Here is a 15,976-nt window from a genome sequence, read left to right on the forward strand (position 1 = left end):
TATGGCGTGATGTATCGCACTCCTGACCTGGTCTTCTCTTCGATGTCGGAGGTCCGCGATACCGTGCTCCCATGACGAACTCGACCCCCGCGACAGACCGGCCGGTGCCGGATCGCGAGGTCGTGCCCGTCGCGTTCTCCGCGCCTCCGCCGAGCGACGCCGAGCTCGACGCGTGGGCCGACGAGGTCCGTGCGATCGAAGAGGGACTGTTCGAGCCGGATTGGGACGAGTTGTTCGTCGACGGGGATGATCCGTGGCCGGTGAGCCACGACCTGGGTGCCTTCAGCGAGGGCCCCGCGTCGCCTGCCGGTTGCCCCGTCTCCGCCGTTTCCGAAACCGACGCCCGTCCGATCGACCTCGTGCATGAGCTCGTCGCGGTCGCCGTCCGTCGTCGGCAGCACACGGCCGAGGAGTACCGGCTCATGACGCTGATCCTCGATGGTGCGGTGGCGGACCCGGAGCCGTGGGTCGGCCCGGATCCCACTCTCTCTGCGGACTGGGACGACTCGCGAGGCCGCACGGTGGCCGCCGTTCGCCGCGATCGCGTCGACCTGGCCGAGCGCGCCGCCGCCGCCGAGATCGCCGTACAGCTCCGTCTGGCCGAGAGGACCGTGCGCACCCGCGTCGGTCACGCGCGAACGCTGCAGACGCGATGCGCGTTGGCCTGGAGGGCGTTCCTCGAGGGGCGCATCTCCGAAAGCCACGCGATCAGGATCGCCCGGCTCGCCGACTCCCTCCCCGACGATCGCGCGGCCTGGACCGCATTCGACATTGGCGCCACCGAGCGCGCCGAGCGCCTCACTCCCTCGAGCTTCGAGACCGCCGCCCGCGTCCTGCGCGAGAAGGTCCACGCCGAGTCGATCGACGAGCGCCATCGCCGCGCCGCTCAGGACCGCGGAGTGTGGTTGACGCCCGAGCTCGACGGCATGGCGACGCTGACTGCGCTCCTCCCCGCGGATCGGGCGCAGGCGGCCATGACGCGCCTGGATCGCGTCGCGCGGCATCTCGCGACGGCAGACGGGGAAAACCGCACGCTGGCGCAGCTGCGGGCGGATGCGCTGGCAGACCTGCTCGCAAGTGGCATTGCGGCGCAGAAGCCCGCGACGGCAACGGTTCCCGCGCCGGGAGCGTCCGGCGCGACGGGGGCGTCGGCAGCGGTTCCCGCGCCGGGAGCGTCTGGCGCGCCGAGCACACCCGCTGCTCCCCGCCCCGCCCGTCCCACCGTGGTCGTCACCGTCCCCGCGCTCACCCTGCTCGGGCGCGACGACACGCCGGCCACGCTGGACGGCTACGGCCCCATCGACCTCGAGACCGCTCGCCGTCTTGCGGGAGAAGCGACGTCGTGGATCCGCGTGCTCACCCACCCGCTCACCGGGGTTCCCCTCGCCCTCGACCGCACGACGTACCGGGTGACCACTGCCCTCCGGCGGTGGTTGGGTGTGACCTCGCCGACGTGCGTCTTTCCGGGGTGCACACGACCGGCGCGCGAGTGCGACATCGACCACCTCACGGCGTGGGCCGACGGCGGCACCACTGACCACGACAACCTCGAACCCGAGTGCCGCCACCACCATCGCCTCCGCCACGAGACGAGATGGGAACCGCACAAGAACTCGGGCGACTCCGACCTGAGGTGGCGCTCACCCCTGGGTCACGACGTCGAGGTGGATCCGCCGCCGTTCTGACCGTGCTCCGCGCCGTGGACGCCCGCCTCCCCCACCCGCTCCACCAGCGCGTCCCACAGCTGATCGAACCGGGCGTTCCACGGTGTCGCGAACACCCCGTCCCTCCACCGCTGATGCACCACGTCGAGGGTGACCCACCCGGCATCCTGGACTTCCTCCGGATCCGGTACGGGCACCGGCTCGCCCTCGATGCGGCCGACCCACAGGTCGAACAGGGCACTCTCCTCGATGACGCGCCCCACGAGCACGAGGTCGTCGGGGGCGAGCGCCATGCCGGTCTCCTCCGCGAGCTCGCGCACGGCGCCGGTGCGGCTGGTCTCCCCGCGCAGGGCGCTGCCGGCGGGGAATTCCCACGCCAACGGGTAGTCCTTGCCTTCCGCCCGCAGGCTCATCAGCACGCGTCCTGTCGACGACACCAGACACACGGATGCCACGACGTGGAACGACCCGGCCGGCACCGGGCCGTCGCCGCGCCGGTGAAGGGTTCCGGTCGGGGTGCCCTGGATGTCGGTGACGTCCCACATCTCGTCGTCGGCCATTTCGAACCTCCCGGGATCGGCACGTACCGCGCGCAGCGGCTCGCTCCATCATGCCGAGTGCTCGTTCGCCGGGCGAGAGGTTGCACCCGGGGCGGTCGAAACCCCGTGAACCCGCACACACGTCATGAATGCAGAAATCCCCTCCCGGCCAGCTGGCGGAAGGGGATTTCTGAGGTGGTGCACCCCCTGGGACTCGAACCCAGAACCCACTGATTAAGAGTCAGTTGCTCTGCCGATTGAGCTAGAGGTGCGTTCCGTTCGGCCGGAGTTTCGCTCTCCGCGCCGAGGAATGACACTACCAGGCGTGACTCGGGCACGCCAAATCGGGCCACGGTTCGGCCCCACGGGCGGCGGTTATCCTTGACGCGTGTCCCGCATCGAAGAGCCCGCCGAGACCCCCGCGGACCTGTCCGCCGATCTCGAACTCGCCCTCCGTCTGGCCGACGCCGCCGACGCGGTGGCGATGGAACGTTTCGACTCCGCCGACCTCCACATCGACACCAAGCCCGACCGCACCCACGTCACCGAGGCCGACCTCGCCACCGAGCGTGCGATTCGACAGATCCTGGATGCCGAGCGCCCCGGCGACGCGATCCTGGGCGAGGAGTACGGCACCTCCGGTGACGCCGCATCGAGCATCTCCCGGCGCTGGGTCATCGACCCCATCGACGGCACCCACAACTACATGCGCGGCATCCCCGTGTGGGCGACCCTCATCGCCCTCACGGTCGACGGTGTCCCGCAGGTCGGCGTCGTCAGCCAACCCGCGATCGGACGCCGCTGGTGGGCCTCCACGGGTAACGGCGCCTGGACCACCACCGCCACCGGCGAGACCCGTCGCATCAACGTCTCCGCGATCGACGAGGTCTCGGCATCCAGCATCAGCTTCCAGAGCATCGAGCAGTGGGACGACGTCGATCTCGTCCCCACCCTCGAGAAACTCACCCGCGTCGTGTGGCGCGACCGCGCCTACGGCGACGCCCTGCCGTACATGTGGCTCGCGGAAGGGCGCCTCGAGCTCGTCGCCGAATTCGGCGTGAAGGAGTACGACATCGCCGCGATCGCGCCGATCGTCCGCGAGGCCGGCGGCCGCTTCACCGCGTTCGACGGGTCGGATCGCCTCGATGCCGAATCCTCGCTCGCGACGAACGGCATCCTCCACGACGCGTTCTTCGCGCTGCTGCACGAGGGGAACGACCGATGACGCCCCGACGCCTGCTGGCCGCCACCGGATTCCTCGCGGCCCTCGCCCTCGCGGGCTGCACCTCGGCGCCCGATACGGCCCCCAGCGTCGCCGCCAGCGCCACGGCGACGGACGCCCCCGTGGCCGAGGCCGCCCCCAGCGCGACGCCCACCACGGAGCCGATCACCCCGACCTGCGACAACATCATCCCCACGTCCACCGTCGAAGACTTCAAGAGCCTCGGGTGGACCTCCCAGGAGGAGCCGTTCCGCATCGGCGCCACCGCTCTCAACGAGGGCATCCAGTGCAAGTGGGGCGACGCCAAGGTCGCATCCGACCGCGTGCAGATCTTCGGTTGGGCACCGATCGACGACGCCACCGCCCAGCAGGCCGAGAAGGACCTCGTAGCCTCCGGGTGGAAACTCGAGAGGGATGCCGACGGCGCGTACGTCACCGAGAACCCCGACTGGCTCGGCGGACGCGGCGTCGACGGCTACGGCCTGACCTACCTCTTCGGCGACGGCTGGGTGAAGTTCGCCGACACCCGCCAGAGCCTGCTGCTCGTCGAGACGCCGCATTAAAGGCAGCTGCTCACCGGTACGGATTCACCGCCGCCGCGTCCTGCCCGGCGGCGAACCCCTCGTCCCAGGCGTCTCCGCGCGCCTCGAGCCCGCGCCACAGCTCGTCCGCCCGCAGCACCCGCTGGGCGAACGCGACCCAATCGCTCCACCCGCCCTCGACCGGAGCATCGTCGCCGCGACCCACGGCCCGCCAGCGCGGCGCGTCCGCCACGGGCTCGAGACGGAACGGACCGATGTCGATGCGAGAGCTGCGCGGGTCGGGCATCCTCCGACGCTAGCCGCTCCGCCCGCACGACAGCGTAGGCTCGACCCTCGTGGCTATCGGCTCGACCATTCACACCTTCACCGTGCAGCTCTCCGACGTCGATCGCGGCGTCTACGACGAGCTGCCCTTGCGCGTCGCGCGGCATCCGTCCGAAACCGCTCCGTACATGCTGACGCGCGTGCTCGCCTACTGCCTCGAGTACGAGGAGGGCATCGGCTTCAGCGAGGGCGTCGCGGCCACCGACGAGCCCGCCGTGATGGTCCGCGATCTCACCGGGGCACTCGTCGCCTGGGTCGAGGTCGGAGCTCCGGATGCCGCCCGCCTGCACACCGGCAGCATGAAGGCCGAGAGGGTCGCCGTCTACACGCACCGCGACCCCGATAAGGTCTCCGCCCCGTGGGCCGGAAAGCGCATCCACCGCGCCGACGAGGTGCTGCTGCACAGCTTCGAGCCCGGATTCGTCGAAAGACTTGCGGATGCCATCGAGCGGCGCAACACCGCCACCCTCACCCGCACCGAGGGGCGCCTCTACCTCGAGCTCAACGGCGTCTCGGGCGAGAGCGATATCCACACGCGCGCCGCGGGCTGACCCGAAACGAAGAAAGCCCCCGCTCTCACCGAAACGGGTGGGAGCGGGGGCTTTCTTCTCATGACAACATCTTCGTGACAACGGCTCGTGGAGCTGGGGGGAATCGAACCCCCGTCCAACGCTGGGTCTCCGCGTTTTCTCCGGGCGCAGTCTGTGCAGACGTTCTACTCGGCTCCGACCTTTGTCACAGACACCTAAGTCGACGAGCCCAGCCTGGGAAAAGTCCCGCGTGACGTCCAGACGCCGTCACGCAGCAAGACCCCTAAATGACGCCAGGATCCGTGGCGGGGTCACACACGGTCTGACGGACTATCGGGCTCGCTTACGCAGCGAGGGCGAAGTCAGTGCGCTTAGCATTGGCACTTATTGTTTTGCAGGGAGCGTTTACGAGATAACCCCACATCCTCGGCCCGCTTCTCGCGGGTTCGCAGGCGCTGTCGAAACCGATCAGCCCCGGGAACTCCGTACTGGAGCGGCCGTTGTCACTCTGTTGAGTTGCCACCTCGGGAAACCAAACGCACCCGAGCATCACAGTCTACAACGGTTCACGGCGCGCGATGATTCCCCAGCAGAGCGGGTGAGCCGCCTCCCGCAAGCTCACCGCATGAGCGACGTCGCCGCGCCCACACCGGCCCGCACCCGAACAACGCCCCTCCCGTAAGCTCACCGCATGAGCGACGTCGTGATCACCGTCCGGGGCGAGAGCAACGCCCGCATCCGCGCCGAAGAGGCCGCCGTCCGCGTCAGGGTCGCCACCGACGGCCCCTCCCGCGGTCCGGTCGTCGAGCAGGCGCAGGAGCGCGCCGCCGTCGTGCAGGACGGACTCGTCGCCCACCTCCGCTCCGGCGAGGTGTCGGAGTGGTCGAGCGCGCGGGTCTCGGTCTGGTCCGACCGCCCGTGGAACAACGAGGGCACGCAGCTCCCGCTCGTCCACCACGCGGCCGTGGAGCTGTCCGCCACCTTCACCGACGCGGGCGCCCTGTCCTGGTGGCTGGGCGACGTCGCCGAGTCCGACGACGTGCAGGTCACCGCGGTGGAGTGGCGCCTGTCCCCCACGACGCGCGCCCGGGTCGAGCGCGAGGTCGCCGCCGACGCCGTCCGCGTCGCGGTGGAACGCGCCACCGCTTACGCGGACGCTCTGGGCTTGGCATCCGTCGCCGCCGTTGAAATCGCGGATGCCGGCTTGCTCGCCGCCCAGCCCGAGTCACCGACCCCGGTGAATGCGCGCCTGATGGCCGCCTCGGCGGGCGGGCCGTCGTTCAGCCTGCAGCCGCCCGAGATCGTGGTGACCTCGGTGGTCGAGGGGCGTTTCCGCGCGGAGTGATCCGGAGCGTCAGTCGCCCAGGCGGTTCTTCGTGCGCATCGCCCGCTCGGCCTCGCGCTTGTCTTCGCGCTCGCGGATTGTCTGCCGCTTCTCGAACTCGCGCTTGCCCTTGGCGACCGCGATCTCGACCTTGGCGCGCCCGTCGAGGAAATACAGCCGCAGGGGCACCAGCGTGTACCCGCCCGCCGACACGGCGTGCGAGAGCTTGATGATCTCCTCCTTGTGCAGGAGCAGCTTGCGCGTGCGCTTGGCCGAGTGGTTGGTCCAGTGGCCCTGCGAGTACTCGGGGATGTGCACGGCGTCGAGGAACGCCTGTCCCCCGTCGATGTACGCGTAACCGTCGGTGAGGTTCGCGCGTCCCTGGCGCAGCGACTTCACCTCGGTGCCCGTGAGCACCAGTCCTGCTTCGTACGTCTTCTCGATGGCGTAGTCGTGACGCGCCTTCTTGTTCGACGCGATGAGCTTCTCACCCTGCTCACGAGGCATGGTGCCACCTCCTCATGATCATGGGCACACAGAGCCTTACAGTTTACCCGAACCGGATGCCGGCTCCGCCCGACGCCACGGCCTGCTACGCGCGCAGCCAGCGGCGGATGGCGAAACTGGCGCTGAGGGCCGCAAGCACGATGCCGATCACGATGAGCGCCGGGATCACGATCGCCACGTCCCCGAAGTCCACCCACGAGGTGATGAAGCCGATGCGGTCCCGGAGGTACTGGTTCACACCCACGCCAACGATCGCCCAGACCGCCACGCTCGCGAGCGCCGATCCGACGAGCGCGGCGAGCACGCCCTCCACGATGAACGGCGTCTGGATGAATCGGTTCGACGCGCCCACCAGGCGCATGATCCCCAGCTCGCGGCGTCTCGCGAACGCGGAGAGGCGGATGGTGGTGGCGATCAACAGCACGGCGGCGATCAGCATGAGACCTGCGATACCGACCGCGACGTAGGTCGCGACCGTGAGCGCTTGGAACAGCGGCTCGAGGTACTGCAACTGGTCGGTGACGCTCTCGACGCCGTTCTGCCCGCTGAAAGCTTCGGAGATCACGTCGGACTGGCTCTGGTCGACCAGGTTGATGCTGAAGGTCGCGTTGAACTGGTCGGCGGTGACGACACCGAGGATGTCATCCGAGAGCAAGCCCTTCGCGTTCTCGAACACCTGCTCGTTGGTCTGGTAGGTGTAGTCGCGGATCAGGGGCGCGAGAGCCGGACCGTCGAGCGTCGCCTTGACCTGATCGATCTGCTCCTGGGTCGCCGGCTCCCCCGCGACACAGGTCGGCGCGTTCGACGACGCCGCGCACATGAACACCGCGACCTGGGCGCGATCGGCCCAGTACGACTGCATCTTGCCGATCTGCATCTGCATGAGCATCGCCGCGCCGACGAAGGTCAGCGAGACGAAGGTGACGAGGATGACCGAGATGACCATCGACGCGTTGCGGCGGAGACCGGTGAAGGCCTCCGAGAGGATGAGCCCGAACCTCATGACGTGGGCCCCACTTCGTCGTTGCGGTCTTTCTTCTCGCCCAGGCCGAGTCGGTCGGCGAGTCCGAGGGCGTCGACGTCGGGGCGGGTGACCGGAATGGAGCGTGTGTTCGTGCCGGGCTCGCGGGGCGCGGCGGCGGGGGCCGGGGCGTCGTCCGACGCGGCCGGAGCAGTCTCGTCGCGTCGTTCCGCCGGAGCAGTCTCGTCGCGTCGTGGCGCCGGCGTCGCGTCCGCGCCGGGCTTCGTCAGCGGCTCGACGGGACCGGTGAGTCCGGTGACCTCGCGCTGCACCTCGAGAACCGCGGTGAGCGCCGCGACGGCGGCCGCTCCGCGCTCGACCTCGGGTGCCAGGCGCGGCAGGCTCGACGTGTCGCCGTAGCCGCCGTGACGCTCGTCACGCACCATCTCGCCGCCGCGCAGCTCGATCACACGACGTTGCATCTGGTCGACGAAGCCGGCCTCGTGCGTGGCCATGACGACGGTCGTGCCGCCGGCGTTGATCCGCGCGAGCAGGCGCATGATGTCGATCGAGGTCGCCGGGTCGAGGTTTCCGGTCGGCTCGTCGGCGAGCAGCACCTGCGGGCGGTTGACGAGGGCGCGCGCGATCGCGACGCGCTGCTGCTCGCCACCCGACAGCTCGTGCGGCAGGCGCTTCTCTTTGCCGTCGAGGCCGACGAGCGCGAGCACCTCGGGCACGGCCTGCTGGATGAACCCGCGCGAGGCGCCGGTCACCTGCAGCGTGAAGGCGACGTTCTGGTGCACCGTCTTGTTCGGCAGCAGGCGGAAGTCCTGGAACACCGAACCGATGTGACGGCGGAAATAGGGAACCTTGCGGTTCGACAGCGTGCGCAGGTCGCGACCGAGCACGACGACACGGCCGTCGCTCGGGGTCTCGGCGCGCAGGATGAGCTGCAGGCACGACGATTTGCCGGAGCCCGAGGCGCCGACGAGGAAGACGAACTCCCCGCGCTGCACTTCGAAGTCCACGGCGTTCAGGGCGGGCTTCGCGGTGCCGCGATACCGCTTGGTGACGTTCTCGAACCGGATCATGGCTCGACGAGCCTAAGCGCGGGTCCCGGACTCGACGACAGGACGCGCCGTGTCGTGAAACCGAAAGAGCCCTATGGATGCCAGGTCATCGGCATCCGTAGGGCTCTTGCGAGTGAGCGGGAACTCAGTCGTCGTCCTTGCGCTTGCGCCAGCGGATGCCGGCTGCGATCAGGCCGTCGAGGTCGCCGTCGAACACGACCGCCGGGTTTCCGACTTCGTACCCGGTGCGCAGGTCTTTCACAAGCTGCTGGCCGTAGAGGAAGTACGAGCGCATCTGGTCACCCCAGCTCGCGGTGATCGTGCCGGCGAGTTCCTTCTTCTTGGCGGCCTCTTCTTCGCGCTTGAGCAGCAGCAGGCGCGTCTGCAGCACGCGCATGGCGGCCGCACGGTTCTGGATCTGCGACTTCTCGTTCTGCATCGAGACGACGAGGCCGGTCGGGAGGTGCGTGATGCGCACGGCGGAGTCGGTGGTGTTGACCGACTGGCCACCGGGGCCCGACGAGCGGAACACGTCGACGCGGATGTCGCCCTCGGGCACCTCGACCTCGACGGCCTCTTCCATCACAGGGATGACCTCGACCGCGGCGAAGCTCGTCTGGCGCTTATCGGCGCCGCCGAAGGGGCTGATGCGTGCGAGGCGGTGAGTGCCGGCCTCGACCGACAGGGTGCCGTAGGCGTAGGGCACGTCGACCTCGAAGGTGGCCGACTTGATGCCGGCGCCTTCGGCGTATGAGGTGTCCATGACCTTGACGGGGTACTTGTGGCGTTCGGCCCAGCGCAGGTACATGCGCAGCAGCATCTCGGCGAAGTCGGTGGCATCGTCGCCGCCGGCACCGGAGCGAATCGTGACGACCGCGGAGCGCGGGTCGTATTCGCCGTCGAGCAGCGTCTGCACCTCGAGCTGGCCGATCACGTCTTTCAGCGCGGCGAGCTCGCGGCGAGCCTCGTCGGCGGAGTCTTCGTCGTCCATCTCGACGGCGAGCTCGACGAGCACCTCGAGGTCGTCGAGGCGCTGCTCGATCTCCGAGACGCGCTTGAGCTCGGCCTGGCGGTGGCTGAGACGGCTGGTGACCTTCTGGGCGTTGTCGACGTCGTCCCAGAGGTCGGGGGCACCGGCTTCTTCGCTGAGGCGTTCGATGTCGGCTTTGAGTGCGTCGACGTCGACCACGGCCTGGATATCGGCGAAGGTCGAGCGCAGCGCCTGGATGTCGGCGGTCAAATCGAGTTCGAGCATGAGACATCAAGCCTATCGTGGAGACGGTGACAGCCGACTCTCCCCGGAACGTGCTGGTGCGCTTCGCACCGATGATCTACGGCCCCACCCTGCTCTTCGCCCTCGGCGAAGGCGCGGTCATCCCCCTCATCCCCGTGATCGCCAACCGCCTCGGCGCCGACGTCGCCGTCGCCGCGCTCGTGGCCGCCGCCCTCGTCGTCGGTCAGCTGTGCGGCAACATTCCGGCGGGCTGGGCCGTCGCGCGCTTCGGCGAGCGCCTGACGATGGGGGTGGCCGGCATCGTGGTGCTGGCGGGACTGCTCGGCATCGTGTTCGCGCAGTCGCTGGCGTTCTTCACCGCGGCGGTGTTCCTCATCGGGTTCTGCGCCGCGTCGTTCGCCCTCGCCCGCCACTCCTTCATGACCACGCGCGTCCCGCTCACCTTCCGGGCCCGTGCGCTGTCGCTGTTGGGCGGCACGTTCCGCCTCGGCATGTTCGTCGGCCCGTTCATCTCGGCGGCGCTGCTGGCGGTCTTCGGCACCGAAACGGCATCCATCGTCTTCTTCGCCGTCTGCCAGGTCGCCACGATCTTGCTCGTGTTCTTCGGCCCCGACCCCGAGAAGGCGGTCTCCGTCGGCGCGGGCTCGGCCACCCGGCGCGACGCCGGCGACTCCCGCGACGCAGAAGACACCGGCGAGCCCGTCACCGGCGCGATCCCCACCGTCGAGCGGGTCGGGGTCTTCCGAACGATGTGGCGATACCGCGGGGTGCTCGCGCGCCTGGGGCTCGCGGCCTCGTCGCTGTCGGCCGTGCGTTCGGCCCGCCAGGTGGTCCTACCCCTGTGGGGTGTGTCGCTCGGGCTCGATGCCGGCACCATCGCCGTGGTCGTCGGCGTCTCGGGGGCGATCGACTTCGCCCTGTTCTACGCCAGCGGCCAGGTGATGGACCGATTCGGGCGCCTGTGGGCGGCCCTCCCCGCCATGATCCTGATGGGGGCGGGCTTCTTCGCCCTGTCGTTCACCCACGATCTGTCGTCGGCGGCCATGTGGTACGCAATGTTCGCCGCCGTCCTGGGCGTGGGCAACGGCCTGTCCAGCGGCATCCTGCTTACCCTCGGCGCCGATGTGGCCCCGCCCACCGATCCGGCGGCGTTCCTCGGGTCGTGGAGAACGCTCACGGATGCCGGAGGCGCGGTGGCCCCGCTCATCGTCTCGGCCCTGGCGGCCGTGGCATCCCTGTCGGTCGGCGTCGGCGCGATGGGTCTGATCGCGGTCCTGGGCGCCGCGGGCTTCATCCGCTGGGTCCCCCGCTACGTCCCGCGCCCCCGCTGACCTGCGCCCCGGCATCCGCTCCCTCCGCGCCCTCCGCGCCCGCGCCCCGCCCCATCCCCGCGTGAGGCGCCACTTTCTGTCGCTTCGGGGCACCCCTCGGCGACAGTTTCTGGCCCCTCACGCGCGAGGGAACGCTCAGTCCGCGACGCGGATCAGCACCTTCCCCAGCGCACCCTGCTCGACGGCGTCGTGCGCGGCGGCGGTGTCTTCCAGCGCGAACCACGTCAGCGGAAGCCCGGCTTCCTCACCGACCGGCAGCGCCCCGTCGGCCACGGCCGCCGCCACATCCTCGGCGGCGGCGAGCAGCGCTCGCTCCCCCACCGTGTACAGCAGCAGGCCCTGCCAGCGGATGTTCTTCGCGAAGCTCTCGCGCACGCGAGCGGTGAACTCCGCCCCACCGTTGTCGGCGTAGTACCCGATCGTCCCGTGGTTCGCGACGACCTCGACGTCGAGACCGGCGTTGTCAGCGATCGCGACCTCGACGATGTGCTCGACGCCGTTCGGAGCGAGTTCCCGGATGCCATCCGCCAGCGACGCACTCGGATACTGCAGCACGTGGTGAGCGCCGGCGGCACGCGCCAGGGCCTCCTTCTCGTCACTGCTGACCGTGGCGATGACGGTGGCTCCGGCCCACGCGGCGAGCTGGATCGCGGCGTGCCCCACGGCGCCCGCCCCGCCCTGCACGAGAACCGTGCGACCGGTCAGCGCCCCGGGGGCCAGGCGCGAGGGTCCGTCCTCGTGCACGGTGAGGGCGCGGTGCGCCGTCATCGCGGGGACACCCAGGCTCGCGCCGAGTTCGAACGACGCGTCGTCGGGCAGCGGCACCGCGCGTGAGGCGGGCAGCACCGTGTACTCCGCCGCCGTTCCGAGCGGCCGCTCGTGCGCCGCGAGGTACACCCACACCCGCTGACCCACCGACAGGGAGTCGACGCCGTCGCCGACGGCATCCACCACTCCCGCTCCGTCCTGGTTGGGGGTGACCTCGTCGAAGGGCAGGGGGCGGCCGGTCGTGGCGCGCGCCTTCCAGTCGGTCGGGTTCACGCCCGACACGGTGAGGCGCACGCGCACCTCTCCCGCGGCGGGTTCGGGCAACGGTCGGTCCTCGAGCGAGAGGACGGAGGAGTCGCCGGGCTGGGAGTACGTGATCGCCTTCATGTCGGTTCCAGCGCCGTCGACGCCGCGGACATTCCTTCGGCGTGTCGCGCGGGCCCCCGCCACACTAGGGCGGTGAGCGCTCTGATCGTCGACAACGCCGTGATCTTCTCGGGCGGAATCGTTCCGGATGCCGACACCCTCGGCATCCGCGACGGACTCATCGTCGCGGTCGGACGGCGCGACGAGGTGGAAGAGGTCGTGGGCCGCGCGCCCGAGCGGATCGACGCGCGCGGCGGGCTCGTCACCCCCGGGTTCGTCGACGCGCACGTGCACCTCGGGGTGGGGGCGATGGACGCCCTGCGGTGCGACCTCGCGGGAGCCACGACCCTCGCCGAGATCGACGAGCGTGTTCGAACCTTCGCGGCGGGTTCCGCGGCGCCGTGGATCGTCGGCGGCGGATGGGATCCCACGCTCTTCCCCGCGACGGGGCCGACGGCCGCGCACCTCGACCGGCTCGTCCCCGACCGGCCGGCGCTCCTGCTCGACGCCGACCATCACGGAGCGTGGGCCAACTCCGCCGCGCTCGCCGCCGCCGGGCTCGACGCCTCGACGCCCGATCCCGCCGACGGACGCATCGAGAGAGACGCCGAGGGCCGCCCCCGCGGAGCCCTGCGCGAGGGCGCGATGCAGCTCGTCGCGCGGTTGCTGCCTGCACCCGACATCGCGGCGGTGGCCGCCGGCATCCTGCGGTTGTCCCGCGAGCTGCTCGCGGCGGGGGTGACGGGCTGGCAGGAGGCCGCGCTCGGCGCCTACGGGGGCTTCCCCGACTTCACCGACGCGTACCTGCAGCTGTTGACCGACGGCTCCCTGCGCGGGCGGGCGACCGGTGCGATCTGGGTTCCCCGCGACCTGACCCTCGACGGTGTCGACGCGTTCATCACCCATGCCGTGGACCGCGCGAGGTCGAACGCCGCGGCGGGACTGCCCAGCTCCACCGCGAAGCTCATGCTCGACGGGATCGTCGAGACCCGCACCGCCCACCTGCTCGAGCCCTACGAGGGCAGCGACGAGCGCGGACTCTCCTACTTCCCTCCCGCGCTCGTACGGCGACTCGTCCCCGGACTCAACGCCGCCGGACTCGCCGTCCACGTGCACGCGATCGGCGACGCCGCCGTCCGCGACGCCCTCGACGCGTTCGCCGCCACACCGGAAGCCGCCCGACGGCGCGTGCGCAACCACATCGCGCACATCCAGCTCATCCACCCGTCCGACGTCCCGCGCTTCGCCGACCTGGACGTCAGCGCGAACGCTCAACCCTTCTGGGCCTGCGCCACCGCTCTCACCCGTCAGACGACGCTGCCCGTCATCGGCGACAAGCGTCGCGACGAGCTCTACGTCTTCGGTTCGCTCGCCCGCGCGGGTGCGGCGCTCGCGCTGGGTTCCGACTGGCCCGTCTCGACCTTCGACCCCTGGCAGGGAATCCACGTCGCCGTCACCCGCACACCCCCGAGCGAGCCGGATGCCGCCCCTCTCGGGGCCGACGAAGCGATCGACCTCCGCACCGCGATCGACGCGTATACCCGGGGCTCGGCGCGACTGCTCGGCCTCGCCGGCGGGCGCCTCGAACCGGGGGCACCCGCCGACTTCGCCATCGCCGATCGCAACCCCTTCGACGGCCCGGCCACCGGCATCCATGAGACGAAGAACATCGTCACCGTGGTCGCGGGTGAGAGGGTCTGGGGTTGACGGCAGCTTCACAACGTGGGCGCGGCGCGCTCGCTTAGAATGAGCACACTCGCGGGAGTGGTGAAATCGGCAGACACGCAGGATTTAGGTTCCTGTGCCTTCGGGCGTGGGGGTTCAAGTCCCCCCTTCCGCACGGCGTCAGCCATTTCCAGCACCGACCTTCCGACCCGACGGGACCGATGTGATCCACACCACCAGCGCGCTGCTCCCGTGGCTCGACCCCGCGACGATCATCACCAACTCCCAGCCGTGGGCGCTGCTGGTGGTCTGCTTCATCATCTTCGCCGAGACCGGCCTGCTCATCGGCTTCCTGCTGCCCGGCGACACGCTGCTGATCATGGCGGGCCTGCTCTCGCACTCGACCGAAGCCGCCCCCAACGGTGTGTTCGGGCTCAACGCCTGGTGGGTCGCGCTCGCGATCGGTGTCGCGGCCTTCATCGGCGGTGAGGTCGGCTACTTCATCGGGCACAAGGCCGGGCCCTCGATCTTCGAACGCAAAGAATCCGGACTGTTCAGCAAGAAGAACGTCGAACGCACCAACGCGTTCTTCGAACGCTTCGGCGGCCTGACGGTCATCCTCGCCCGGTTCGTGCCGGTCGTGCGCACCTTCGCTCCCATCGCCGCCGGCGTCGGCCACATGCCGTGGAAGAAGTACTCGCTCTACAACTTCATCGGCGCGGTCATCTGGGGCATCGGCCTGACGATGCTCGGCTACCTGGTCGGGTACATCCCCTTCATCCGCGACATCGTGACCGAGTACATCGACGTCATCCTGCTCGCCGCGGTCGCCGGCACTGCGATCTTCATCGCGGTCCATTACTTCCGCGAGCGCGCCGCCGCCAAGCGCGAGGGTGCGGTCACCCCCGCCGAGGCCGAGTCGCTCACCCTCGACGCGAAGACCCTCGAAGACGGAGACCAGCCGACGCGCTAAGACGCCTTCGAGCTCTTCTTCTTCGCGGGGGCCTTCTTCTTCGGGGCATCCTCGGTCTTCTCGGCGCCCTTCCCGCCGGCGCGCGCGGCCCGACTCCGCTCGACGCTCGCGCGCAGCGCCTCCATCAGGTCGATGACCTCACCGCCGTCCTCGTCCTCCTGCTTGCCGAAGGTGGCGTCGGTGTCGATCGCGTCGCCCTCCTCGAGCTTGGCGTCGATGAGCGTACGCAGCTCGGCCTGGTATTCGTCGGTGAACTCCTCGGGGTCGAAGTCCTTCGAGAAGCTGTCGACGAGCGAGGCCGACATCTCGAGCTCCCTCGCCGAGATCCGCACGCTCTCATCCAGCGACGGGAACGCCGCCTCGCGCACCTCATCGGCCCACAGCAAGGTCTGCAGCACGAGCACATCACCGCGTACGCGGAGGGCCGCGAGCCGCGTCTTCTGCCGCAACGAGAACCGCACGATCGCCGTGCGATCGGTCTGCTCGAGCGTCTTGCGCAGCAGCACGTACGCCTTCGGCGACGACGAGTCGGGCTCGAGGTAGTACGCCTTGTCGAGCGTCAGCAGGTCGACCTGGTCGCTGGGCACGAACTCGACGACCTCGATCTCGCGGCTGCGTTCGCTGGGCAGCGAGGCCAGGTCGTCTTTGGTCAGCACGACCGTCTGCTCGCCGTCGTCGTAGGCCTTGTCGATGTCCTGGTAGGGCACGACCTCGCCGTCGACCTCGCAGATCCGCTGATACCGGATGCGCCCGCCGTCCTTGTTGTGCACCTGATGCAGAGACACGTCGTGGTCCTCGGTGGCCGAGTACACCTTCACGGGCACGTTGACGAGGCCGAACGTCAGGGCGCCCTTCCAGATCGATCGCATGCCCCCAGTGAACACCGGAAAGGGGGTGGATGCCGAGACCCTTGCGCCCCGCGAGGTGGCTGAGCCTGGCGAAGCCACCGGGCCCCT

At 69.8% G+C, this 15,976-nt stretch carries 16 protein-coding genes, 2 tRNA genes and 1 other RNA gene; 9 read left to right on the forward strand and 10 right to left on the reverse strand.

What is annotated here, in order from left to right; translation table 11 throughout:
• Positions 1–71 precede the first annotated feature (71 nt).
• Entirely contained in the window at positions 72–1,685 is a 1,614-nt protein-coding gene (locus F9B98_RS11345; protein WP_150957412.1) for an HNH endonuclease signature motif containing protein, read from the forward strand.
• Here the strand turns inward: F9B98_RS11345 and F9B98_RS11350 are convergent.
• Together F9B98_RS11350 and F9B98_RS11355 are read right to left on the reverse strand one after the other, a co-directional pair.
• Positions 1,652–2,224 carry an NUDIX hydrolase gene (locus tag F9B98_RS11350; protein ID WP_150957415.1) on the reverse strand — a complete coding sequence of 191 codons (573 nt, stop codon included), beginning with the start codon at positions 2,222–2,224 and terminating at the stop codon, positions 1,652–1,654. The two genes, F9B98_RS11345 and F9B98_RS11350, sit on opposite strands and share 34 nt — an antisense overlap.
• Before the next feature lie 175 nt (positions 2,225–2,399).
• Positions 2,400–2,475, reverse strand: a tRNA-Lys gene (locus F9B98_RS11355).
• Positions 2,476–2,591: 116 nt separating this feature from the next.
• Between F9B98_RS11355 and F9B98_RS11360 the strand changes: the two genes are divergently transcribed.
• Complete coding sequence (locus tag F9B98_RS11360; protein WP_150957419.1) at positions 2,592–3,428, forward strand: inositol monophosphatase family protein; 837 nt, start codon at positions 2,592–2,594, stop codon at positions 3,426–3,428.
• Positions 3,425–3,988 carry a hypothetical protein gene (locus F9B98_RS11365; protein ID WP_150957422.1) on the forward strand — a complete coding sequence of 188 codons (564 nt, stop codon included), beginning with the start codon at positions 3,425–3,427 and terminating at the stop codon, positions 3,986–3,988. The genes F9B98_RS11360 and F9B98_RS11365 overlap by 4 nt, the downstream gene beginning before the upstream one ends.
• Before the next feature lie 10 nt (positions 3,989–3,998).
• Here F9B98_RS11365 and F9B98_RS11370 read toward each other — a convergent pair whose 3' ends face one another.
• Positions 3,999–4,253, reverse strand: coding sequence for a hypothetical protein (locus tag F9B98_RS11370; RefSeq protein WP_150957424.1), 255 nt, complete (start codon positions 4,251–4,253; stop codon positions 3,999–4,001).
• 49 nt (positions 4,254–4,302) lie between these two features.
• Between F9B98_RS11370 and F9B98_RS11375 the strand changes: the two genes are divergently transcribed.
• Positions 4,303–4,842, forward strand: coding sequence for a YaeQ family protein (locus F9B98_RS11375; protein ID WP_150957426.1), 540 nt, complete (start codon positions 4,303–4,305; stop codon positions 4,840–4,842).
• A gap of 85 nt (positions 4,843–4,927) precedes the next feature.
• Here the strand turns inward: F9B98_RS11375 and ssrA are convergent.
• Positions 4,928–5,297: a transfer-messenger RNA gene (gene ssrA, locus F9B98_RS11380) on the reverse strand.
• Between the two features lie 215 nt (positions 5,298–5,512).
• On the opposite strand from ssrA, the gene F9B98_RS11385 reads away from it, so the two are divergent.
• The gene (locus tag F9B98_RS11385; RefSeq protein WP_150957431.1) at positions 5,513–6,166 is read left to right on the forward strand and encodes an SIMPL domain-containing protein; all 654 of its coding nucleotides are present in this window, start codon (positions 5,513–5,515) and stop codon (positions 6,164–6,166) included.
• Between the two features lie 9 nt (positions 6,167–6,175).
• On the opposite strand, the gene smpB is transcribed toward F9B98_RS11385, so the two are convergent.
• From smpB to prfB, 4 genes are all read right to left on the reverse strand, one after another.
• The gene (gene smpB, locus F9B98_RS11390) at positions 6,176–6,652 is read right to left on the reverse strand and encodes an SsrA-binding protein SmpB (protein ID WP_094734236.1); all 477 of its coding nucleotides are present in this window, start codon (positions 6,650–6,652) and stop codon (positions 6,176–6,178) included.
• Positions 6,653–6,737: 85 nt separating this feature from the next.
• Positions 6,738–7,655, reverse strand: a complete 918-nt coding sequence (ftsX, locus tag F9B98_RS11395) for a permease-like cell division protein FtsX (protein ID WP_150957433.1) — start codon at positions 7,653–7,655, stop codon at positions 6,738–6,740.
• Positions 7,652–8,704 carry a cell division ATP-binding protein FtsE gene (gene ftsE, locus F9B98_RS11400; protein ID WP_150957436.1) on the reverse strand — a complete coding sequence of 351 codons (1,053 nt, stop codon included), beginning with the start codon at positions 8,702–8,704 and terminating at the stop codon, positions 7,652–7,654. Before ftsE ends, ftsX begins: the two co-directional genes overlap by 4 nt.
• A 124-nt stretch (positions 8,705–8,828) precedes the next feature.
• Positions 8,829–9,938, reverse strand: coding sequence for a peptide chain release factor 2 (gene prfB, locus F9B98_RS11405; protein WP_150957439.1), 1,110 nt, complete (start codon positions 9,936–9,938; stop codon positions 8,829–8,831).
• A gap of 71 nt (positions 9,939–10,009) precedes the next feature.
• Between prfB and F9B98_RS11410 the strand changes: the two genes are divergently transcribed.
• The gene (locus tag F9B98_RS11410) at positions 10,010–11,248 is read left to right on the forward strand and encodes an MFS transporter (protein WP_191966823.1); all 1,239 of its coding nucleotides are present in this window, start codon (positions 10,010–10,012) and stop codon (positions 11,246–11,248) included.
• Positions 11,249–11,383: 135 nt separating this feature from the next.
• Here F9B98_RS11410 and F9B98_RS11415 read toward each other — a convergent pair whose 3' ends face one another.
• Positions 11,384–12,403 (reverse strand): NADPH:quinone reductase, encoded by a 1,020-nt coding sequence (locus F9B98_RS11415; protein ID WP_150957443.1) that lies wholly within the window; start codon positions 12,401–12,403, stop codon positions 11,384–11,386.
• Between the two features lie 72 nt (positions 12,404–12,475).
• On the opposite strand from F9B98_RS11415, the gene F9B98_RS11420 reads away from it, so the two are divergent.
• From F9B98_RS11420 to F9B98_RS11430, 3 genes are all read left to right on the forward strand, one after another.
• On the forward strand, positions 12,476–14,089 hold the full coding sequence (locus F9B98_RS11420; RefSeq protein ID WP_150957446.1) for an amidohydrolase: 1,614 nt from the start codon (positions 12,476–12,478) through the stop codon (positions 14,087–14,089).
• A 51-nt stretch (positions 14,090–14,140) separates the two neighbouring features.
• Positions 14,141–14,222 (forward strand) — tRNA-Leu (locus tag F9B98_RS11425).
• A 48-nt stretch (positions 14,223–14,270) separates the two neighbouring features.
• The gene (locus F9B98_RS11430; protein ID WP_150957449.1) at positions 14,271–15,020 is read left to right on the forward strand and encodes a DedA family protein; all 750 of its coding nucleotides are present in this window, start codon (positions 14,271–14,273) and stop codon (positions 15,018–15,020) included.
• Here F9B98_RS11430 and F9B98_RS11435 read toward each other — a convergent pair.
• Positions 15,017–15,889, reverse strand: coding sequence for a Ku protein (locus tag F9B98_RS11435; RefSeq protein WP_150957451.1), 873 nt, complete (start codon positions 15,887–15,889; stop codon positions 15,017–15,019). The genes F9B98_RS11430 and F9B98_RS11435 overlap by 4 nt on opposite strands.
• Between the last annotated feature and the right edge of the window lie 87 nt (positions 15,890–15,976).

It is taken from the genome of Microbacterium testaceum StLB037, assembly GCF_008763945.1.
GTDB lineage: Bacteria > Actinomycetota > Actinomycetes > Actinomycetales > Microbacteriaceae > Microbacterium > Microbacterium testaceum_G.